The 19,319-nt window shown below is 72.0% G+C and carries 19 protein-coding genes and 1 tRNA gene; 8 read left to right on the plus strand and 12 right to left on the minus strand.

Annotation, left to right across the window (positions count from 1 at the left end; all coding sequences use genetic code 11):
- Nucleotides 1-51: 51 nt before the first annotated feature.
- The 3 genes from ACIPLC_RS19960 to ACIPLC_RS19970 all read right to left on the minus strand — a co-directional run bounded on the left by ACIPLC_RS19960 (nt 52) and on the right by ACIPLC_RS19970 (nt 2,274).
- Complete coding sequence (locus ACIPLC_RS19960; RefSeq protein ID WP_400474316.1) at nt 52-1,230, minus strand: winged helix DNA-binding domain-containing protein; 1,179 nt, start codon at nt 1,228-1,230, stop codon at nt 52-54.
- A 170-nt stretch (nt 1,231-1,400) separates the two neighbouring features.
- A complete protein-coding gene (locus ACIPLC_RS19965; RefSeq protein WP_079136310.1) occupies nt 1,401-1,703 on the minus strand; it encodes a co-chaperone GroES in 303 nt (100 codons plus the stop codon).
- A gap of 229 nt (nt 1,704-1,932) precedes the next feature.
- Complete coding sequence (locus ACIPLC_RS19970; RefSeq protein WP_400474317.1) at nt 1,933-2,274, minus strand: DUF3618 domain-containing protein; 342 nt, start codon at nt 2,272-2,274, stop codon at nt 1,933-1,935.
- A gap of 146 nt (nt 2,275-2,420) precedes the next feature.
- Here ACIPLC_RS19970 and bcp point away from each other — a divergent pair, with 146 nt between their 5' ends.
- A complete protein-coding gene (gene bcp / locus ACIPLC_RS19975) occupies nt 2,421-2,897 on the plus strand; it encodes a thioredoxin-dependent thiol peroxidase (protein WP_063349225.1) in 477 nt (158 codons plus the stop codon).
- A 109-nt stretch (nt 2,898-3,006) separates the two neighbouring features.
- On the opposite strand, the gene ACIPLC_RS19980 is transcribed toward bcp, so the two are convergent.
- On the minus strand, nt 3,007-5,508 hold the full coding sequence (locus tag ACIPLC_RS19980; protein WP_400474318.1) for a chitinase C-terminal domain-containing protein: 2,502 nt from the start codon (nt 5,506-5,508) through the stop codon (nt 3,007-3,009).
- A gap of 321 nt (nt 5,509-5,829) precedes the next feature.
- Here ACIPLC_RS19980 and ACIPLC_RS19985 point away from each other — a divergent pair.
- Nucleotides 5,830-5,913, plus strand: a tRNA-Leu gene (locus ACIPLC_RS19985).
- Nucleotides 5,914-5,982: 69 nt separating this feature from the next.
- Here ACIPLC_RS19985 and rdgB read toward each other — a convergent pair.
- The 4 genes from rdgB to ACIPLC_RS20005 form a co-directional block, all read right to left on the minus strand.
- The gene (rdgB, locus tag ACIPLC_RS19990; RefSeq protein WP_400474319.1) at nt 5,983-6,588 is read right to left on the minus strand and encodes an RdgB/HAM1 family non-canonical purine NTP pyrophosphatase; all 606 of its coding nucleotides are present in this window, start codon (nt 6,586-6,588) and stop codon (nt 5,983-5,985) included.
- A 31-nt stretch (nt 6,589-6,619) separates the two neighbouring features.
- The gene (locus ACIPLC_RS19995) at nt 6,620-7,009 is read right to left on the minus strand and encodes a hypothetical protein (protein WP_400474320.1); all 390 of its coding nucleotides are present in this window, start codon (nt 7,007-7,009) and stop codon (nt 6,620-6,622) included.
- Nucleotides 7,010-7,169: 160 nt separating this feature from the next.
- Nucleotides 7,170-7,895 carry a ribonuclease PH gene (gene rph / locus ACIPLC_RS20000; protein WP_400474321.1) on the minus strand — a complete coding sequence of 242 codons (726 nt, stop codon included), beginning with the start codon at nt 7,893-7,895 and terminating at the stop codon, nt 7,170-7,172.
- Between the two features lie 139 nt (nt 7,896-8,034).
- A complete protein-coding gene (locus tag ACIPLC_RS20005; RefSeq protein ID WP_063349220.1) occupies nt 8,035-8,268 on the minus strand; it encodes a glucose PTS transporter subunit EIIB in 234 nt (77 codons plus the stop codon).
- A 399-nt stretch (nt 8,269-8,667) separates the two neighbouring features.
- Between ACIPLC_RS20005 and ACIPLC_RS20010 the strand changes: the two genes are divergently transcribed.
- The 4 genes from ACIPLC_RS20010 (at nt 8,668) to ACIPLC_RS20025 (ending at nt 14,881) form a co-directional block, all read left to right on the plus strand.
- The gene (locus ACIPLC_RS20010; RefSeq protein WP_400474322.1) at nt 8,668-9,969 is read left to right on the plus strand and encodes a PTS transporter subunit EIIC; all 1,302 of its coding nucleotides are present in this window, start codon (nt 8,668-8,670) and stop codon (nt 9,967-9,969) included.
- 849 nt (nt 9,970-10,818) lie between these two features.
- Entirely contained in the window at nt 10,819-12,096 is a 1,278-nt protein-coding gene (locus ACIPLC_RS20015; protein WP_400474323.1) for a PTS transporter subunit EIIC, read from the plus strand.
- A gap of 461 nt (nt 12,097-12,557) precedes the next feature.
- On the plus strand, nt 12,558-13,598 hold the full coding sequence (locus ACIPLC_RS20020) for an LLM class flavin-dependent oxidoreductase (protein WP_400474324.1): 1,041 nt from the start codon (nt 12,558-12,560) through the stop codon (nt 13,596-13,598).
- Complete coding sequence (locus ACIPLC_RS20025) at nt 13,595-14,881, plus strand: LLM class flavin-dependent oxidoreductase (protein ID WP_400474325.1); 1,287 nt, start codon at nt 13,595-13,597, stop codon at nt 14,879-14,881. The genes ACIPLC_RS20020 and ACIPLC_RS20025 overlap by 4 nt, the downstream gene beginning before the upstream one ends.
- A 186-nt stretch (nt 14,882-15,067) precedes the next feature.
- Here ACIPLC_RS20025 and ACIPLC_RS20030 read toward each other — a convergent pair whose 3' ends face one another.
- Together ACIPLC_RS20030 and ACIPLC_RS20035 are read right to left on the minus strand one after the other, a co-directional pair.
- On the minus strand, nt 15,068-15,814 hold the full coding sequence (locus ACIPLC_RS20030; RefSeq protein WP_400474326.1) for an MBL fold metallo-hydrolase: 747 nt from the start codon (nt 15,812-15,814) through the stop codon (nt 15,068-15,070).
- A 199-nt stretch (nt 15,815-16,013) separates the two neighbouring features.
- Nucleotides 16,014-16,205, minus strand: coding sequence for a MerR family transcriptional regulator (locus tag ACIPLC_RS20035; protein ID WP_400474327.1), 192 nt, complete (start codon nt 16,203-16,205; stop codon nt 16,014-16,016).
- Nucleotides 16,206-16,392: 187 nt separating this feature from the next.
- Here ACIPLC_RS20035 and ACIPLC_RS20040 point away from each other — a divergent pair, with 187 nt between their 5' ends.
- Nucleotides 16,393-16,863, plus strand: a complete 471-nt coding sequence (locus tag ACIPLC_RS20040) for a type II toxin-antitoxin system PemK/MazF family toxin (RefSeq protein ID WP_400474328.1) — start codon at nt 16,393-16,395, stop codon at nt 16,861-16,863.
- 97 nt (nt 16,864-16,960) lie between these two features.
- On the opposite strand, the gene ACIPLC_RS20045 is transcribed toward ACIPLC_RS20040, so the two are convergent.
- Nucleotides 16,961-17,581: a plasmid pRiA4b ORF-3 family protein gene (locus ACIPLC_RS20045; RefSeq protein WP_400474329.1), complete on the minus strand. Its 621-nt coding sequence runs from the start codon at nt 17,579-17,581 to the stop codon at nt 16,961-16,963.
- 105 nt (nt 17,582-17,686) lie between these two features.
- On the opposite strand from ACIPLC_RS20045, the gene ACIPLC_RS20050 reads away from it, so the two are divergent.
- Nucleotides 17,687-18,745: an IS630 family transposase gene (locus ACIPLC_RS20050; protein ID WP_400474330.1), complete on the plus strand. Its 1,059-nt coding sequence runs from the start codon at nt 17,687-17,689 to the stop codon at nt 18,743-18,745.
- 142 nt (nt 18,746-18,887) lie between these two features.
- Here the strand turns inward: ACIPLC_RS20050 and ACIPLC_RS20055 are convergent.
- On the minus strand, nt 18,888-19,319 hold a 432-nt coding region (locus tag ACIPLC_RS20055), incomplete at its 5' end, for a transposase (RefSeq protein WP_400474331.1).

Raw genomic sequence — 19,319 nt, forward strand, 5'->3', positions numbered from 1 at the left:
GGACGGTGAACCACCCCGTCGGCCCGGCGAGTCGTCCCGCCGGACGGTGAGCTACCCCGCCGCCAACTCCCGCTCCAGCGGCGTCCGGAACCGCGGCGTCACCCGCACCTCCCCCAGCCAGCCCGCCAGGCGCGCCGCCTCCGCCGCGATCGCCGCCCCGGCCTCCGCCCCGACATCACCGAACAGCCGCCACACCACCTCGCCGTCCGGCCGCTGCGCCCAGCCGCCCACCACCCGGCCGCACCACCACACCGTCGGCCCGGCGTTGCCCGCCCGGTCGAACAGCGCCGGTACGTCCTCCGGCCGCAGGTACCAGTCCCGCCCCCGCCAGCCCATCACCGTCGGATCCAGCGCCGGCAGCAGCGCCGCCCACGGCTCCGGCTCCGCCACCGGCCCGGCGTCCCCCGGCAGCACCAGCGCCGCCGCCCCGCCCGCCAGCTCCACGTCCTCGGCGCCCACGTCCGCCAGCGCCCGGCGGGTGTCCCCCAGCGTCCAGCCCGTCCACCACTTCACGTCCTCGACGGTCGCCGGCCCGTACCCGGCCAGCCAGCGCCGCACCACCTCCGCCTTCGCCTCCCGCACCGGCACCTCCGGCCACTGCGGCACCGGCGCCCACGGATAGACGTTGCTCAGCCACGACCCGCGCGGTCGGCCCCGCCGCACGTGCCCGTCCGCGGCCAGCAGCCGCAGCAGCCGACTGCCCACGCTCTGCTTCGCCTCGTACGGCTTGCCCGCCGACATCACCATCGTCTCGCGCAACTCCGGTACGTCGTCGCCGAGTTCCTTCGTCGTCGCCTCGCCGCGCCGGGCCACGGCGGCCAGCACCGCGCGCTCCGCCCCGGCCAGCCGCGCCTCGTCCCAGCCCTCCGCGTGGTCCCGCAGGTGCTTGAGCAGCGTCGCCCGCTCCTTCGCCGCGATCGCCCGCGCCGTCGACGAACTCACGTGCGGCGCGAAGCCCTCCGTCACCGCGAACAGCGTCCGCCGCATCGACAGCAGCTTCACCAGCGTGACGTCCTCGTACAGCGCCCGCTCCACCTCCGCCGCCGACGGCTCGGCCAGCCGCGCGCACGCCGACAGGTACACCGTCGCGGGGTCCGACGCGTGCAGTCCCACCACCGCGTCCGCCACCTGCTCCACCCGCGCCACCCGCACCGACGGCGCCAGCAACTGCCGCCGCCCCACCCGGGCCCGCCGCTCACCCTCGCCGATCACCGGCACACGCCTCGTCATGCCCGGACCCTAGCGCCCACCACCGACAGGCCCCGGCGACCAGCGCCGACACCCTCCGGCCTTCCTCAGGCCCCCTCAGGCCCCGACGCAAGGAGCCGGCCGGGGCAGCGCCCCGACCGGCTCGCAACACGTCCGTCCTCAGGCGCGTCCGCCCTCGGACACGCCCGTCCTCAGAGGTAGAGCCCGGTCGAACCCTCCGTGTCGCCGAAGCGGGTCGCCGCCACCGCGTGCAGGTCACGCTCGCGCAGCAGCACGTAGGTGGCGCCGCGGACCTCGACCTCCAGCTTGTCCTCCGGGTCGTACAGCACCCGGTCGCCCGGCTCCACCGAGCGGACGCTCTGGCCCACCGCGACGGCCTCCGCCCAGGTACAGCGCTTGGACAGCTCGGCGGTCGCGGGGATCAGGATGCCGCCGGTCGAGCGGCGCTCGCCCTCGCTGCCCTCGATCCGCACCAGCACGCGGTCGTGCAGCATCCGGATCGGCAGCTTCTCGCCCAGCCGGTCGTGCCGCGGCACGTCGTACTCGGGCGCCGCGGAGGCGGCCTGCGGGGTCGGTTCGTCGTTCGTACTCACGGTCCCGAAGGTACCGCCCCCGGGCGCGCGGTGTGACGCTGGCCCGGCATGCGGGAAGCCGCGGCCCCCGGAGGGCCGGGCACACCGAAGGCCGGACGCCTCCCGCGCCCGGCCCTCACCCCGCGCCCGTTCAGCCCTTGCGGCGCTTACGACCGGAAGCCACCAGCAGCAGCACGCCCACGCCGACCAGCGCGGCCGGGACGATCCGCTCCTTGCGCGGCTGCCCCTTCTCGTCCACGAACTGCGCCCGCACCTTCTCCACCACGCCGTTGGCGGCCACGTACGCCCGGCCGGCCTTCTCCTCGACGGCGGCCGCGGCCTTCGCCTTCACCTGGGCACCGATGGTGCTCGGGTGGACGCGCACGGCCAGCTCGTCCAGGGTGGCCGCCAGCTGGGTGCGGGTCCGGGCGATGTCCGCCTCGATCTGGGCGGTCGTCCGCGCCGACTTGTCCTTCGTGCTCGCCTCGCCCACTCGGGCCACCCCATTCACTTGCTGATGTTGTCCTGTGCGACTGACCCAGTCTGTCAGTTGCCGAGCACGGCCGCGCGACCCCACCCACCATCGGAGGTAAGTTTGCCGTGGTACGACCGCCCGCCCCAGCAACAGGAGATTTACCCGTGAGTGAGCGTCTCCAGCCCGGCGACACCGCGCCCGCCTTCAGCCTGTCCGACGCCGACGGCAACCAGGTGTCCCTCGCCGACCACCTGGGCCGCAAGGTCATCGTCTACTTCTACCCGGCCGCGCTCACCCCCGGCTGCACCAAGCAGGCCTGCGACTTCACCGACAACCTGGAGGTCCTCGCCGGCGCCGGCTACGACGTCATCGGCGTCTCCCCGGACAAGCCGGAGAAGCTCGGCAAGTTCCGCGAGGCCGAGAACCTCAAGGTCACCCTGGTGTCCGACCCGGACCACCAGGTCCTGGAGGCCTACGGCGCCTACGGCGAGAAGCAGAACTACGGCCGCACCTACGTCGGCGTGATCCGCTCCACCGTGATCGTGGACGAGCAGGGCAAGGTCGAGCGCGCGCTGTACAACGTGAAGGCCACCGGGCACGTCGCCAAGCTGCTGCGCGACCTCAAGGTCGAGACGGCCTGACGCTCGACGGCCTGACGCTCGGCACCCCGGCACCCCGGCGAACGAAGCGGTGGCGGCACACCCCCCGACCGGGTGCGCCGCCACCGCCGTCTCTCACCTCAGGGTGCCTTCAGCAGGGCCCGAGGTCGCTCCAGACGCCCCACGCGCCGCCGGCCGCGGGGTCGTCGCCCTTGGTCCACCACTTGTTCTGGTAGTAGTGGCCCTTCCACGACACCTTGGTGGTGGCCGCGTAGGTGGTGCCCGCGTCCCAGCTCGGGGCGGCCGTGCAGGCCCCCGAGGTCGGGGTGGCGGTCGCGGTGGCCGTGGCCGTCGCGGTCGGTGACGCCGTGGCAGTCGGTGACGCCGTGGCGGTCGGGGAGGCCGTCGCCGTCGGGGAGGCGGTGGCCGTCGGCGAAGCGGTCCCGGTCGGCGTCGGGGTCGGGGTCGGCGTGCCACCGTCCACCGCTCCCCGGGTCAGGTCGCCCTTGAGCCCGTACAGCGTGCCGTTCACGTTGACCGTCCAGTTCGACGGGGTCGAGACCGGCAGGTAGTAGACGAAGTCCAGGTCCACCGAGGCGCCCGGAGCCAGCGACTGCCAGCCCGGCAGCTTGACCGACACCCGGTTGTAGGTGCCCTTCAGGCCGCCCACGTTGCCCGGACCGGGGTTGTCCTGCCTGATGACCTGGAGGCCGAAGCCGGACTGGTCCTTGGCGTTGCCCGGAGCCGAGTTGCCGTAGTCGAACTGGAACTCGGTGCCGCCCGGCAGGGTCGTCGTCGAGTTGTTGACGATGTGGATCTTCGGGTTGATCGGGTAGTTCGAGTCGCCCAGCGCGAAGTTGGTGAACGACACGTCGATCGGCAGGGTCTGCTGGGGCAGCGTGATCGTCGAACGGGTCGCGCCGTACGGCGTGGCCGCCTTGAACTTGTCGTACATCAGCGAGGTCAGCGTCGAACCGGGCACGTACTCGCCCTTGCCGCCGTTGGCGGTCGCGTCCCACTTGTAGTCGCCCGCGAGCTCCCAGATCATCGCGCCGCCGGCGCCCTGGTTGACGATGTAGTCCGCCTTGGCACCCACCGACTGCTCGTCCTCGGTGGAGAGGAACACCTTCTTGGCGTCGTTCCACAGCCACGGCGCCACCAGGCTGCTGCTGTAGTTGCGGGCGTAGGTGCCCTGCAGCGCGGTGTCCGTCACGCCGTACTTGGCCAGGTAGTCGGGCAGGATGCCCTTCTCCAGGTTCTTCGCGTGCCACATCGGGTTCGACCCGGCCGGGGACTCCTTGCCCGCGTCGTCCTTGTCGTTCCAGATGTTGTCGATGCCGACCGCGCCGTCACCGCAGGAGGTCAGGCCGGAGCCGACCGGGCAGGTGGTCGCCGCCGCGGTGCCCCAGAGGCCGTTGGTGCCGCCCGTGACGTTCTTGAAGCCTCGGGTGTAGTACGGCAGGCCGACGTTGATCCGGCCCCCCGGCATCGCGCCGCGGAAGTAGTGGTACGACCAGTCGGCGTTCAAGTAGCCGATGCCGCCGTACTGGCCGGTGCCGTACACGTTGGCCGCCGCCAGTTCGCCGTCCTTGCCGTCGTCGTACAGCGAGGCGTTCGGGCCGACGTACTTGTTCCAGGCGCCGTGCAGGTCGTACGACATGATGTTGACGTAGTCCAGGTACCGCGCCACCTGGAAGGTCTCCATGCCGCGCAGCAGGTAACCGGACGACGGGGCCGCGACCGACAGCAGGTAGTGCCTGCCGTCGGCGGCGCCGGCCCGGTCCAGGTTCTCGCGCAGCGTCTTCATCAGCGCCGCGTAGCCCTTCGCCAGCGAGCCGCGCTTGGAGTTGGCGAGCTGCCAGTCCAGCGGGTTGCCGGCGTCCTTCATCGAGGTCGGGTACTCGTAGTCGATGTCGACGCCGTTGAAACCGTACTTGCGGATGAAGTCGACGGACGAGGCGGCGAAGGTGTCGATGCCCGCCTGGTTGACGCTGCCGTCCGGGTTGACGGTCATCGAGTAGAAGCCGCCGGAGTTGACGCGCTTGCCGTCGTCCCCGAAGTAGCCGCCCGTCTCGGTCCAACCACCGACCGAGATCAGGGTCTTGACGTTCGGGTACTGCTTCTTGAACTTCGTCAGCAGATTGAAGTGGCCCTGGTAGGGCAGCGTCGGGTCCAACTCGGCGCCGGGCACGCCCGGGAAGGAGATCCCGGTGGCCTCGTTCGTCGGGCCGTCGGTGCCGACGGAGAGCTTGTTGTCACCGCCGACGTGGCCGAACGCGTAGTTGAGGTGGGTGACCTTGTCCCAGGGGACATCGTTCACCAGGTAGGGCTGGTCGCCGTTCTTGCCGGTGCGCCAGCCGGTGAAGTAGCCGATGATGCGGCGCTGGTGGTCCGCGCCCATCTTCTCGCGGCCACCGGTGTCGTAGACCGAGCAGTACGGGACGTCCACCCCGGGCGTCTGGTACAGGCCGTCGGGGCGACAGGCCCCGTTGTCGACGGTCGCGGACGCCTGCGAGGGCGCCGCGCCCAGCGTCGACAGCAGCAGACCGGCCAGACCGGCCGCCGCCAGCGCGACCGCGCCCGCCCGGGCAGCAGGGCTCTTGCGGCGGAGTGCGGCGGTGGGACGCCGCTCCGCCGTGTTTCGGATCAACACTCGGTCCTCCGGGAGAGAGTGTCGGCGCGTGCCTGTGGGGGAGCACGCACGTGGGGGATTGCAATTGGCGCTGAAGTTATGTGGTCTGAACCACATAGGTCAATAGGTCTGTACCAATTGGTCATCAAACCCCCAACTCCGCCGGTCACCCCACCGACGACAACACGTCACCCCCTGGCCGAAACCCCGTCACCCCGCGACCGAACGCCCCCCGCCGAACCCGCCGAACCCCTCGACACCACCGCCCGCCCGCGTCCGGGACGGTGCCGCACCGGAAAGGACGGTGCCCCGGCACGGGCGAAGCCCTAGACTAGAGGCCATGCGGCCTTGGCGGAATCGGCAGACGCCCGGGTTTTAGGTGCCCGTGGGAGAAATCCCGTGAGGGTTCAAGTCCCTCAGGCCGCACTAGCCTTAGATTCGAAGGCCCGCCCCGGAATGATCCGGGGCGGGCCTTCGGCGTTCTCCGACCGGCCGTCAGCCCAGGAGGTCCTTGACGACCGGGGCGAGGCCGCGGAAGGCCAGGCCGCGGTGGCTGATGGCGTTCTTCTCGGCGGGGGTGAGTTCGGCGCAGGTGCGGGTCTCGCCGAGGGGCTGGAGGATCGGGTCGTAGCCGAAGCCGCCGTCGCCGGAGGGGGCGGTGCGCAGGGTACCGAGGAGGCGGCCCTCGACGACGCGCTCGGTGCCGTCGGGGAGGGCGAGGGCGGCGGCGCAGAAGAAGTGGGCGCCGCGGTGCGGGTCGGCGATGTCGGAGAGCTGGGCGAGCAGCAGGTCGAGGTTGGCGCGGTCGTCGCCGTGCTTGCCGGCCCAGCGGGCGGAGAAGATGCCGGGGGCGCCGTTCAGGACGTCGACGCAGAGGCCGGAGTCGTCGGCCACGGCGGGCAGGCCGGTGGCGCGGGCGAGGGCGTGGGCCTTGAGGAGCGCGTTCTCGGCGAAGGTGACGCCGGTCTCCGGGACGTCCGGGATCTCGGGGTAGGCGTCGGCGCCGACGAGTTCGACGTCCAGGCCGGCCTCGCCGAGGATGGCGCGGAGTTCGGCGACCTTGTGCTGGTTACGGGTGGCGAGGATCAATCGGGTGGACATATCGCCCACCCTATCGGCAGCCGTCCCGGCGTCAGCCGGTGCAGACCGAGGTGAGGTTGCCGGCCGCGTCGCCGAGCGGCTTGAGGTCGGGGACCTCCTTCTTGTCGACGGCCTGCTGGACCTTGTCGGCCTGCTTCTGCAGGTCGGCGACGGCCTTGGCGACGTCGGTGTTCTTGGAGTTCTTGCCGACCTGGTTGAGGTCGTTCCTGAGCTTCTCCAGCGCCTTCGCGGCGGCCGCCGAGTCGTTGCTCGCGTTGCCGTAGGCGCTGGTGACGTCGGCGAGGTCGCCGGTGATCCTGACCGCCGTGTTGCCGCAGTCGATCGCCTTCTGCGCCGCGGAGCAACTGACCATGCTGAGCGGGAGGATCGCGATCAGGCCGGCCACGGCGAGGGCGGTGGGGCGGGCGATGCTGGACGGCATCCGGTCCTCCTGTGGGGCGCGCGGGTTCCGTGGGACGGGACGCGCGCCGGGGGGTGCGCGGTTCCCGCAGCAGGGGTGCTGCGGGAACCGTACGGGCTCCGGGCCCGGCGTGTACAGCGGCCCGTACGGCGGCGGGTACATCCCCGCGGGCCGAACCGGTTCAGGCCTCCAGGGCCTTGCGCTGGATCTCGTCGAGCTCGGCGCAGCCCAGGGTGCCGAGGTCGAGCAGGCGGTCGAGCAGGGCGCGGTCGAAGGGGGCGCCCTCGGCGGTGCCCTGGACCTCGACGAAGCGGCCGTCGGAGGTGCAGACGATGTTCATGTCGGTCTCGGCGCGGACGTCCTCCTCGTACTGGAGGTCGAGCATCGGGACGCCGTCGATGATGCCGACGCTGACCGCGCTGACGCCGCCGGTGATGGGCTGGCCCTTGGCGCGCAGGAGCTTGCGGTCACGGGCCCAGGCGACGGCGTCGGCGAGGGCGACGTAGGCGCCGGTGATGGCGGCGGTGCGGGTGCCGCCGTCGGCCTGGAGGACGTCGCAGTCGAGGACGATGGTGTTCTCGGCGAGGGCGCGGTGGTCGACGACGGCGCGCAGCGAGCGGCCGATGAGCCGGCTGATCTCGTGGGTACGGCCGCCGATCCGGCCCTTGACGGCCTCACGGTCGCCGCGGGTGTTGGTGGCGCGCGGGAGCATGGAGTACTCGGCGGTGACCCAGCCTTCGCCGCTGCCCTTGCGCCAGCGGGGGACGCCCTCGGTGACGCTGGCGGTGCACAGCACCTTGGTGTCGCCGTAGGAGATGAGGACGGATCCTTCGGCGTGCTTGCTCCAGCCCCGTTCGATGGTGACGGGGCGGAGCTGGTCGGGGGTGCGGCCGTCGATGCGTGACATAGGCACTGAGCGTAGTCGCTCGGAGCGGGTGTTCCGGTGGCGCCTCGGCCCGGTTGCGCCGGCCCGCCGGGGTGCGCCTCGGCCCGCCGTTCCGGGGTGGGGCGGCGGGCCGGGGGTGGGGTGAGCCTGGTGGCTCAGCTCACATCATGTCCTCGATGTCAGCGGCGATCGGGTCGGCGTCGGTGCCGATGACGACCTGGATGGCGGTGCCCATCTTGACGACGCCGTGGGCGCCGGCGGCCTTGAGGGCGGCCTCGTTGACCAGGGAGGCGTCCTTGACCTCGGTGCGAAGGCGGGTGATGCAGCCCTCGACCTCTTCGATGTTGTCGATGCCGCCCAGACCGGCGACGATCTTCTCAGCCTTGCTGGCCATCTGATTTCTCCCTCTGTCTCGGCCCGCCGGCCGCTCTGCCGGGTGCCGTCCTGCGCTGTGCTGGGGTGTCCGCCGACCGGTGGCCGGCGTGGTCGGTACCGGTGCTGACGCGGGTTCAGCCGCGGTCGCGCCGCCGGGCAGCGCGACCAGCATCACCCGCTCCGGTCCGATCTGCCACGTTAGTCCACTTTTGGCCCACTCCGGCGCGCACGGTCCCGACCGCCACCAGAGGATGACGAGCAGCGGGCTCATGCCCGGCGTGCGGCCTGCGTCCCAAAGTGGTCTACACCAATATATGTGTACTCCGATGAACGCAGAAAGGACCCCGGGTGTTCCAGGGCCCCGCCCGAGGGTCCCGCCGGGGGCCACCGGCCGGCAACTGCTCTCGGAGGGCGAAGGATGAGTTCGGCAGGCGCCACGGCCCCGCAGCACGTGTGGTGGCACACCTTCTACGGCGGCCTCCAGAAGATGGGCCGTTCCCTGCAGCTTCCGGTGGCGGTGCTCCCCGCGGCCGGCATCCTCAACCGGCTCGGCCAGCCCGACGTCTTCGGCCAGGACGGCCTCGGCTGGAACGACGTCGCCAAGGTCTTCGCCTCGGCCGGCGGCGCCCTGCTGGACTCGTCCTTCGGACTGCCGCTGCTGTTCTGCGTCGGCGTGGCGATCGGCATGGCGAAGAAGGCGGACGGCTCGACCGCACTGGCCGCCGTGGTGGGCTTCCTCGTCTACTACAAGGTCCTGCACGCGTTCCCGGAGAGCTGCAAGAACGGGACGGTCCTGATCAGCGACGCCTGGACCGGCCAGTGCGTGGACTACAGCTCGGCCAAGGCGGCCGCCGCGACGTACCAGAACCCGGGCGTGCTGGGCGGCATCCTGATCGGCCTGATGTCGGCCTGGCTCTGGGTCCGGTTCCACCGCACCAAGCTGGTCGACTGGCTGGGCTTCTTCAACGGCCGCCGCCTGGTGCCGATGATCACCGCCGTGGTGGGCCTGGCCGCCGCCTGCGTCGCGGTCTGGGTCTGGCCGCCGATCGGCCGGGGGCTCAACGACTTCAGCCAGCAGCTGGCCGACCTCGGCGCCGGCGGTGCGGGCGTATTCGGCCTCTTCAACCGCGCGCTGCTGCTGATCGGCATGCACCAGCTGCTGAACACCTTCGTGTGGTTCCAGTTCGGCGAGTTCATCAAGCCGGACGGCACGATCGTGCACGGCGACATCCCGCGCTTCCTGGCGGGAGATCCGACGGCCGGCCAGTTCCAGTCCGGATTCTTCCCGATCATGATGTTCGCGCTGCCCGCCGCCGCACTGGCGATGGCGCACGCGGCGAAACCACACCGCCGCAAGGCCATCACCGGCATGATGGTCTCGCTGGCCCTGACCTCCCTGGTCACCGGCGTCACCGAACCGCTGGAGTACTCCTTCGCCTATGTCGCGCCGGCCCTGTACGGCGTGCACGCGCTGCTGACGGGCGCCTCGATGGCCGTCACCTGGGGGCTCGGGGTGCACGACGGCTTCAGCTTCTCGGCCGGCCTGATCGACTACGTGATCAACTGGGGACTCGCCACCAAACCGTGGCTGATCATCCCCATCGGGCTCTGCTTCGCCGTGGTGTACTACGCGCTCTTCCGGTTCATCATCGTCAAATTCGATCTGAAAACACCCGGGCGGGAGGACGAGAGCGAGGTCGAGGACGTCACCAAGCTCTGAAACCGAGCGCCACCGGGCCTGATCCGCACTGGCCCCCGGACCCGACCGCCCGGGGGCCTTCGGCATTTCCGGAAAGGACCAAATACCCGGTCGGTAAAACAATTCCGATATCGGGCCCGAGGATTCCCGGCCGGGCCGTCCACTGAGCTCTCCGCCGGGCCAGCCGGGGCCTGGGCGACCCGCACCACCCGGCCGCGGCGCCTTCGGGCGGGGGCGGGCCGGGGGTGGGCCGGGGGCGGGGAAAGGCCGCCGCCGCCCGGCGGGGGCGGCGTTCCGCAATCAGCCGCCGCCGTTTCCGGTCGGCCCCGGAGGCGCGGCGCGGAGGGCGGAAAGCCGCGGATGACCCGAAGACGGGCGGGGTGGGGCCCGGATTCCTCCCGCCCGCCGGCCGTCCGTGATGTCCGACACCCCACCGACTCCCGGCGGACTCCCCGGCGATCCGCCGCCGGCACCCCGCCGGCACCCCGCCCGCGCCACGCCGGCTCCCCGGCGGGCCACCCCGGGGACCGCGACCCCGACCCCCGCCCGGGGCCCCGGCACGCCCGCCCGCGAACCCCGTCGGCCCGGCGCCCGTTCGCGCACCCCGAGGCCTCGTCGGGCCGCCCCGGCAGGGCCGGGCCTTTTTGTTGCGCAAATAGCCAAAATCCCAATCCCGGCCGGTAATCATGATCGCCGCCCGCAACTAGGTTTCGATTTCATAGCACTTCCCGGCGGTAGCGCTTTCCGGGGTTCCCCCCCTTCTCCACCCGTGCTACAAAACTGGTCTACACCACACGTGGTGTAGACCAGTTCGCGGTTCGGCCCCCTGTGCCCCTCCCCCGACCGCCATGCCGTTAGGAACCCACCCCAATGAGTCAGTCAGCGCAGGCACCGGCGCCCGCCACGGCTCCGGCCACGCCAAGCCCCGTCAAGAAGTTCGGCCAGAACCTCCTCCAGGGCCTGCAGAAGATCGGCCGCAGCCTCCAGCTGCCCATCGCCGTGCTCCCCGCCGCCGGTCTGCTGATGCGCCTCGGCCAGGACGACGTGTTCGGCAAGGACGGCCTCGGCTGGGACAAGGTCGCCGCGGTGTTCAACACCGCCGGTAGCGGGGTCTTCGACAACCTGCCGCTGCTGTTCGCGGTGGGTATCGCGATCGGCTTCGCCAAGAAGGCGGACGGCTCCACCGCCCTCGCCGCCCTGGTCGGCTTCCTGGTCTACAAGAACGTGCTGACCGCGTTCCCGATCGCCGAAGGCCACATCGCCGACGGCAAGTGGGTCGCCCCGACCTACCAGAACCCGGGTGTCCTCGGCGGCATCGTGATCGGCCTGCTGGCCGCCGTCCTGTGGCAGAAGTACCACCGCACCAAGCTGGTCGACTGGCTCGGCTTCTTCAACGGCCGCCGCCTGGTGCCGATCCTGATGGCCTTCGTCGGCACCGGCATCGGTGTCCTGTTCGCCCTGACCTGGGGCCCGGTCGGCGACGCCATCAAGAGCCTGAACGACACCCTGATCGGTGCCGGCGCGCTCGGCGCGGGCGCCTTCGGCCTGGTCAACCGCGGCCTGCTGCCGGTCGGCATGCACCAGTTCGTGAACTCCTACGCCTGGTTCCAGACCGGTGACTTCACCAAGGCCGACGGCACCATCGTGCACGGCGACATCCCGCGCTTCTTCGCCGGCGACCCGACCGCCGGCCAGTTCATGTCCGGCTTCTTCCCGATCATGATGTTCGCGCTGCCCGCCGCCGCACTGGCCATCGCCCACACCGCCAAGCCGCACCGCCGCAAGGCCATCACCGGCATGATGGTCTCGCTGGCCCTGACCTCCTTCGTCACCGGTGTCACCGAGCCGATCGAGTTCGCCTTCGTCTTCATCGCCCCGGCCCTGTACGTCATCCACGCGGTGCTCACCGCCGTCTCGATGACCGTCACCTGGGCGCTCGGCGTGCACGACGGCTTCACCTTCTCCGGCGGCCTGATCGACTACGCGCTGGCCTGGAGCAAGGCCACCGACCCGTGGCTGATCATCCCGATCGGCCTGGTCTTCGCCGCGCTGTACTACTTCCTCTTCCGCTTCGCGATCACCAAGTTCGACCTCAAGACCCCCGGTCGCGAGGACGACGACGAGATCGAGGACGTGACCAAGGCCTGAGGCCCCGCCCGTCCGCACTCCACGACCCCGCCCCGCCGCTGCTCACCCAGCGGCGGGGCGGGGTCGTCGCGTATCCCGCCCGGGGCCATCGCGCGTTCCGCCCCGGGGGCGTTCTGCACCCCGCCCCGGGTCGGCGGGAACGGCGGTTGACGAACCGGCGGAAGCACTGGTCAACTGAAGCGGTGAACGCCTCCTGCCCGCTGGTGACCCGCAGCCACATCGACTTCGGTCGCGTGTGGTCCGCGGCGTGTCGCGGCTGAGCCGACCGTTCCCCCCGCCGCCCGGCTGACCTCCCGCCCGGCGCCGCTCCTCCCCTCCCGCCCGCGCGGGCCCCGCCCGCCTCCGGGCCGTCACCGCGCACCCGCGCGCGGCCGCACGCACCCGCACACCCCTTGTGCGGGTTCGCCGGCGTCGCCCGCACGCGGCCGTACGCGTCCGCACGAGGAAAGTCAGGCCTCACCATGCCCCGCCAGCTGCACCTCTCCGCCGCCCTGGACAGCCCCGGCCACCTCGACGCCGGGCACTACGCCGCCCTCGCCCGCCTCGCCGAGCGGGCCACCCTCGACTTCGTCACCCTCGACGACTCCTTCGCCCCCGAACCTCGCCGCCCCGACGCCCTCGCCACCCTCGCCCGGATCGCCCCGCTGACCGAGCGGGTCGGGCTGGTGCCCACCGTCACCACCACCCACACCGAGCCGTTCCACACCTCGATCGCGGTCAACACCCTGGACTGGGTGAGCCACGGCCGGGCCGGCTGGCTGGTCGGCGTCTCCGCCACCGAGGCCGAGGCCAAGGCCTTCGGCCGCCGCCCGACCGCCCCCGCCGACGCGCTCTGGACCGAGGCCGCCGACGCCGCCGAGGTCGCCGCCCGGCTCTGGGACAGCTGGGAGGACGACGCCGAGATCCGCGACACCGCCACCGGGCGGTTCATCGACCGCGACAAGCTGCACTACGTCGACTTCGAGGGCCCGCACTTCTCCGTCCGCGGCCCGTCGATCACCCCGCGCCCACCGCAGGGCCGCCCGGTCGTCGCCGTCCCGGTGTCCGCCGTCGACCTCACCCCGTACGCCTCCCCCGGCGGACGCGCCCGGGTCACGACCGCGATCCGGTACGCCGACGTCGTCCTGCTCGACGCCCCCGACCACGCCGCCCGGCTGGCCGCCGCCACCGAGCTGCGGCTGCGCGCGGGCGAGCACCTGCGCATCCTCGCCCGGACCGACGCCGCCCTGCCCGACACCGCCGCGGTCGACCGGCTGCTCGCCGACCTCGCCGGGATCGGCACCGGCGTCGACGGCTTCCACCTCGTCCCCGCCGAGCCCGGACGGGACCTCGCCGCCCTCGCCGAACGGGTCGTCCCGGTGCTGCGCGCCCAAGGACTGTTCCGCGCCGGGTACGCCGCCGGCCGCACCCTGCGCGACCACCTCGGCCTGGCCCGCCCGGCCAGCCGCTACGCCGCCACCACCGCCCCGTCCGATGCCGCTCTCGCCGAGGTGACCCGATGACGGACCGTCCGCTCAAGCAGATCCACCTCGCCGCGCACTTCCCCGGCGTCAACAACACCACGGTGTGGAGCGACCCGGACTCCGGCAGCCACATCGAGTTCGCCTCCTTCCGCCACCTCGCGGAGACCGCCGAGCGCGGGAAGTTCGACTTCTTCTTCCTCGCCGAGGGCCTGCGGCTGCGCGAGAACAAGGGCCGCATCCACGACCTGGACGTGGTCGGCCGCCCCGAGTCGATCACCGTGCTGAACGCGCTGGCCGCCGTCACCACCCGCCTCGGGCTGGCCGGCACCGTCAACGCCACCTTCAACGAACCGTACGAACTGGCCCGCCGGTTCGCCTCGTTGGACCACCTCTCCGGCGGGCGGGCGGCCTGGAACGTGGTCACCTCCTCGGACGCCTTCACCGGGGAGAACTTCCGCCGCGGCGGCTACCTCGACCGCGCCGACCGCTACACCCGGGCCGCCGAATTCGTCCAGCTGGCCCGGGAGTTCTGGGACGGCGGGGCGGAGACCGTCCGGCACCGCGGCCCGCAGTTCGAGGTCGAGGGCCGGCTCTCGCTGCCCCGACCGCCGCAGGGCCACCCGGTGGTCATCCAGGCCGGGGACTCCGACGAGGGCCGGGAGTTCGCCGCCGCGACCGCCGACGTCGTCTTCAGCCGGCACTCCACCCTCGCCGACGGCCAGGCCTTCCACGCGGACGTCAAGCGCCGACTCGCCGCGTACGGCCGCAAGCCGGACGAGCTGAAGATCATGCCCGGTGTCACCTTCGCCCTCGGCGACACCGACGCCGAGGCCGCCGAACTCGCCGCCGGGATCCGCCGGGCCCAGGTCGGGCCGCAGACCACGATCGCCTTCCTCGAACAGGTCTGGGGCATCGACCTGTCCGACCACGACCCGGACGGCCCGCTGCCCGCCGTCGACCCCGACCCGGACGGCGCGCTGGCCCAGGGCCGGGTCCGGATCGGCGACCCGCTGGCCGTCGCCGCCCGGTGGCGGGCGCTGGCCGCCGAGAAGAAACTCACCAGCCGCGACCTGGTGATCGAGGTGACCGGCCGGCAGTCCTTCGTCGGCTCCCCCGCGACGGTCGCCGAGCAGATCGACTTCTTCGTGCAGAACGACGCGGCCGACGGCTTCATCCTCGTCCCCCACCTGACCCCGGGCGGCCTGGACGCGTTCGTCGACCGCGTGGTGCCGCTGCTCCAGGAACGCGGGGTGTTCCGCACCGACTACAGCGGGACGACCCTGCGCGACCACCTCGGCCTGCCGGTCCCCGGCCGGCACTGAAACCGGCCGAGGCTGAAACCGGCCGGGGCTGAAACCGGCCGGGGCTGAACCCAGTTGGATCCACCCCCAGCCGGGCCGCGTGCACGCCGGCCTGGAAGCGGCTCTCCGCTCCCAGGCCGACGGTCGGTTCGGCGACCAGCCGGCGCACCGCCCGCGACGGGGTGCCGCCGGCGCTCGCCCGCCTGCTCAGATCCGGTACACCGCACCGGCCCGGGCGACCTCGACGGGGCCCGGGTACGCGGCGGCGGCGTCGCGGCGGTTGTGCTCGGCGTCGGTCCACGGGGGGATGTGGGTGAGGACGAGCCGGCGGACGCGGGCGGCGGCGGCGTGCTCGCCGGCCTCCCGGCCGTTGAGGTGGACGGCCTGGTAGGTGTCCCGGCCGTCGATGTAGGCGGCCTCGCAGAGGAAGAGGTCGGCGTCGCGGGCGAGTTCGACGAGTTCGGCGCTCTCGCCGGTGTCGCCGGAGTAGACGAGCGCGCGGCCGTCGTGTTCGAGGCGGAAGGCGAAGGCGTCGACGGGGTGGTTGACCTGGGCGACCTCGATCCGGAACGGGCCGAGGTCGAAGGCGCCGGGGGTGAGGGTGTGGAAGTCGAACACCTCCTTCATCCCCGGGTTCTCCGGCATGTCGTAGGCGCGGGCGAGCCGTTCGGCGGTGCCGGCCGGGCCGTAGACGGGCATCGGGTCGGGGCAGCCCTCGGCGCGGTAGTTGCGGGCGACCCAGTAGGCGCACAGGTCGACGCAGTGGTCGGCGTGCAGGTGGCTGAGCAGGACGGCGTCGACCTCGTAGAGGCTGACGTACTTCTGCAGGGCGCCGAGGGCGCCGTTGCCGAGGTCGAGCACGACGCGGTAGCCGTCGGCCTCGACGAGGTAGCTGGAGCAGGGCGAGTCGGCGGACGGGAAGCTCCCCGAGCACCCCACCACGGTCAGTTTCATCCGAGCCCCTCCGCCCCGACACGTCCTGGCTGCTGCTGGAAAACGGCAGGCCGGGCCGGTGAAACCGGCCGGTAGCACTGCTTCGCGTGTCGAGAGTAAGGGCGGAGCGGCACTTTGCCCCCGTCCCCGTGCCGGGCTGTGGCTGGAATCACCAGAACGCCGGGGCGGGGGCGGTGCCGTCCGTTCGGGTGCCGCCGGGTCAGCGGTGGCGGGGGCGGTTGCGGGCCCAGGCCCTGATCGTGTCGGGGTACCAGCGGGGGTGGCCGCTGCCGTCGAGGACGTCCGGGTCGGGCAGCAGCCCGTGCCGCCGGTAGTTGCGGACGGTCTCGGGCTGGACGTTGATGTGGCGGGCGATCTCGGCGTAGGACCACAACTCGGAGCTTCTCCCCACGAGGCACCTCCGGAGGGGCGGGGGCGGGCTTTCGTGAGGCAGCCTGTCCGGGTGTCGGCGACTCTTCGCCGCAGAACGGGCACCGTGGTCATTCCGTGACGAACCGGGAGCATGGTGCGGACAAATACCCGGCTGTCACGGCACTCACGGTGGTGGGGCCCGCCACGGGCCCGGTACGGTTCGCGCCATGAACAGTACGACCGGGGTCTGGGTGGTCCTGGCGGTGGCGGGCGTCGCGCTGCTGGCCGCCGTCGTGGGGGCGCTGGTCCGGCGCACCCGCCCGGCGCCGCGCCCGGCCGGGCCGACGGCCCCGCGCCCGCGCCCGGCGGCCAAGGGCCGCCCGGGGCCGCAGCCGCAGGAGGTCTGGTGGGCGGAGGTGCCGTTCGAGGACGGCCCGGGGTCGAAGGACCGCCCGTGCCTGGTGCTGCGGGTGCACGGCCGCACCGCCACCGTCGCGAAGATCACCAGCAAGCACCACGCCGACCGCCCGGGCGTGCTGCCGCTGCCGCCCGCTTCGGTGGGCGACCGGCAGGGCCGCACCAGTTGGCTGGAGACCGACGAACTGCGCGAGGTGCCGCTGTCGGCCTTCCGCCGCCGGGCCGGCACGGTGGACCGGCGGGTCTGGTCCCGCGCGCAGCAGGCCCTGCAACGCGGCTAGGGCTAGGGAGGGCTAGTGCAGCGCTGCACTGATCCTGCGAGGGTCAGGATCGCCCCGGCCGTGGTGGCCGGGGCGATCGATGCCACATCGTGGGGCGTCAGTTCTCGATCAGGATGGCCGCGAAGCCGGACAGTGCGCTGTTGATCTCCGCCAGGTCGAAGGCAGCAGGATCGAACTGGTCGGCGGTATCGAGGCCGAGCCATTCGAGGCGTTCGTCGTGCTCTTCATGGCCGGGATCGGCGAGGATCTCGATGAGGTACTCGTACCCCCACATCCCGCCGCAGTCCTCGGGCGGGCAGGCACGGCGGCCGGTGAGGCAGCGGGGGTAGGCGATACCCGGTTCGGCGTCGGTGACGGCCTCGACGAGGATGTCGTGCTCCCAGTCGTCACCGAAGTCGTAGGTGTAGCCGAGCCGGTCGCCGACGCTCGGGGCGGCCTGGTCGAGCCGCCTGGACACCGCGCTGCGGATTCCCAGTTCCCGGTCGGCCACCCCGTACCGGTCCTGCGGGGTCTCGAAGGCCCACATGTGGCAGTCCTCCCAGCCGAAGGCTGCCTGGATGAGGTGGTGGAGCTGCTGCAGCGTGGTGCCCGACGGCACTTCCAGGCGGCGCCAGATCGGGGGCCGGGAACCACGCAGGGTGACCTTGATCGTGTGGACGACGTTTCCGGGTGTCGTCCGGGAGCGGGAGATCGGCTTCGCGCGCCGGGTGTTCGCCATGGCGGTCATCCTGCCACCGGCCCCGGCCCCCGCGGGGCTGTCCGCCGCCGACCCCATCCGTCCGCGCGACAATGACCGACGCTCGTCGAATCCAGGGGTGGGGTCATGTCGGCGCACAGCCCGTTCACAGTGGTCTGGGACAAGAACCAGCGGGCGGCTCTGGAGCAGTTGGTCCACTCGCGCACCGCCCCTCTGCGGCGCATCCAGCGAGCTGCGGTGGCCCTGGCCGCCGGCGACGGTGTCTCCAACGCGGCCATCGCCCGCAGCCACCGGTTGCACATCGCTACCGTCAGGCGCTGGCGCAAGCGGTTCCACCACGAGGGCATGGCCGCTCTGGAGGACCGCAGCAGGCCCGGCCGCCCACGCCGGTACGGGCCCGAGGTACACCTTGCGATCGTCGCCACGGTGACTTCCGTCAAACCGGCCCCCGACAGTCAATGGACCCACAGGTCGATCGCCAAGTCCCTTGCCGCCCATGGGATCTCCGCCTCCCAGGTCGGGCGAATCCTGGCGGACCTGGACCTCAAACCCCACCTCGTGCGTGGCTGGCTCACCCGCCCCGACGACCCGGACTTCCACGCCAAGGCCGCCGAGGTGTGCGCCCTCTACCTGCACCGCCCGCCGGGGTCGGTCGTGCTCAGCGTGGACGAGAAGACCGCCATGCAGGCCCGCTCGCGTCGCCATCCCACCAGGCCGGCACGGCCCGGTGACGCCGAGCGCCGCGAGTTCGAGTACCGGCGCCACGGCACCGCGTCCATCGTCGCGGCCCTGGACGTGCACACCGGACAGGTCCTGGTCGAGGACATCGCCCGCAACGACTCCGTCACCTTTATCCGGTTCCTTCGGCTTCTGGACGGGAGTATCGACCCTGCCCTGACGATCCATCTGGTCCTCGACAACGGATCGTCACATGTCTCGAAGGCCACGCGGGCCTGGCTCGCGGCCCACCCGAGGTTCATCGTCCACCACACGCCCAAACACGCCTCGTGGTTGAACCAGGTCGAGATCTTCTTCTCGATCCTGGCCCGCCGACTACTACGACGCGGCGAGTTCACCTCCCGGGACGACCTCATAGACCAGGTCCGCGACTTCACCCTTGCCTACGACAACGAAGCCCGCCCCTTCCGATGGACCTACGACGGCACCCCGCTCAAGGCCACCTGACCCTCGCAGGATCAGTGTGGCGCTGCACTAGTAGTGCTTGGTCAGGTCCGTGTGGGTATGCGGATGTCGCGATGGCAGGTGGGGCAGGCGCCGGCCCAGGTGGCGAGGAGTAACTGCAGCTCCCGGACGACTTGGTAGAGGCTCAGGCCGGCGCCGTGTCTTTTGGGGCGGTGGCCAGTCTGCGCAGGGTGCAGAAGGCGTGGGCGAGGGAGACCAGGGTGACGTGGTGGTGCCAGCCGTTGAAGGTGCGGCCCTCGAAGTGAGCCAGGCCCAGGGCCTGCTTCATCTCGCGGTAGTCGTGCTCGATGCGCCAGCGCAGTTTGGCCAGCCGGACCAGGGTGGTCAGCGGGGTGTCGGCGGGCAGGTCGGAGAGCCAGAACTGGACCGGTTCGGACTCCTTGGCGGGCCATTCGGCCAGCACCCAGCACTCGGCGAGTTCCACGCCCTCGGTGGCGTCGCGGATCTCCCGTCCGGCGGGGCGGATCCGCAGGGCCACGAAGCGCGAGTACATGCGCTTGTGGCCGGTGCGTCCGGTGCCGGGGCGGGACCCTTCGCGCCACTGCACAGGCTTGGC

The organism is Kitasatospora sp. NPDC086801, from assembly GCF_044745805.1.
Classification (GTDB): domain Bacteria; phylum Actinomycetota; class Actinomycetes; order Streptomycetales; family Streptomycetaceae; genus Kitasatospora.

Coding starts and splice junctions, on each gene's coding strand:
- ACIPLC_RS19960 (WP_400474316.1), bottom strand. CDS start 1,230: ATGACGAGGCGTGTGCCGGTGATCGGCGAGGGTGAGCGGCGGGCCCGG.
- ACIPLC_RS19965 (WP_079136310.1), bottom strand. CDS start 1,703: ATGCTGCACGACCGCGTGCTGGTGCGGATCGAGGGCAGCGAGGGCGAG.
- rdgB (WP_400474319.1), bottom strand. CDS start 6,588: ATGTCCACCCGATTGATCCTCGCCACCCGTAACCAGCACAAGGTCGCC.
- ACIPLC_RS19995 (WP_400474320.1), bottom strand. CDS start 7,009: ATGCCGTCCAGCATCGCCCGCCCCACCGCCCTCGCCGTGGCCGGCCTG.
- rph (WP_400474321.1), bottom strand. CDS start 7,895: ATGTCACGCATCGACGGCCGCACCCCCGACCAGCTCCGCCCCGTCACC.
- ACIPLC_RS20005 (WP_063349220.1), bottom strand. CDS start 8,268: ATGGCCAGCAAGGCTGAGAAGATCGTCGCCGGTCTGGGCGGCATCGAC.
- ACIPLC_RS20010 (WP_400474322.1), top strand. CDS start 8,668: ATGAGTTCGGCAGGCGCCACGGCCCCGCAGCACGTGTGGTGGCACACC.
- ACIPLC_RS20015 (WP_400474323.1), top strand. CDS start 10,819: ATGAGTCAGTCAGCGCAGGCACCGGCGCCCGCCACGGCTCCGGCCACG.
- ACIPLC_RS20020 (WP_400474324.1), top strand. CDS start 12,558: ATGCCCCGCCAGCTGCACCTCTCCGCCGCCCTGGACAGCCCCGGCCAC.
- ACIPLC_RS20025 (WP_400474325.1), top strand. CDS start 13,595: ATGACGGACCGTCCGCTCAAGCAGATCCACCTCGCCGCGCACTTCCCC.
- ACIPLC_RS20030 (WP_400474326.1), bottom strand. CDS start 15,814: ATGAAACTGACCGTGGTGGGGTGCTCGGGGAGCTTCCCGTCCGCCGAC.
- ACIPLC_RS20040 (WP_400474328.1), top strand. CDS start 16,393: ATGAACAGTACGACCGGGGTCTGGGTGGTCCTGGCGGTGGCGGGCGTC.
- ACIPLC_RS20045 (WP_400474329.1), bottom strand. CDS start 17,581: ATGGCGAACACCCGGCGCGCGAAGCCGATCTCCCGCTCCCGGACGACA.
- ACIPLC_RS20050 (WP_400474330.1), top strand. CDS start 17,687: ATGTCGGCGCACAGCCCGTTCACAGTGGTCTGGGACAAGAACCAGCGG.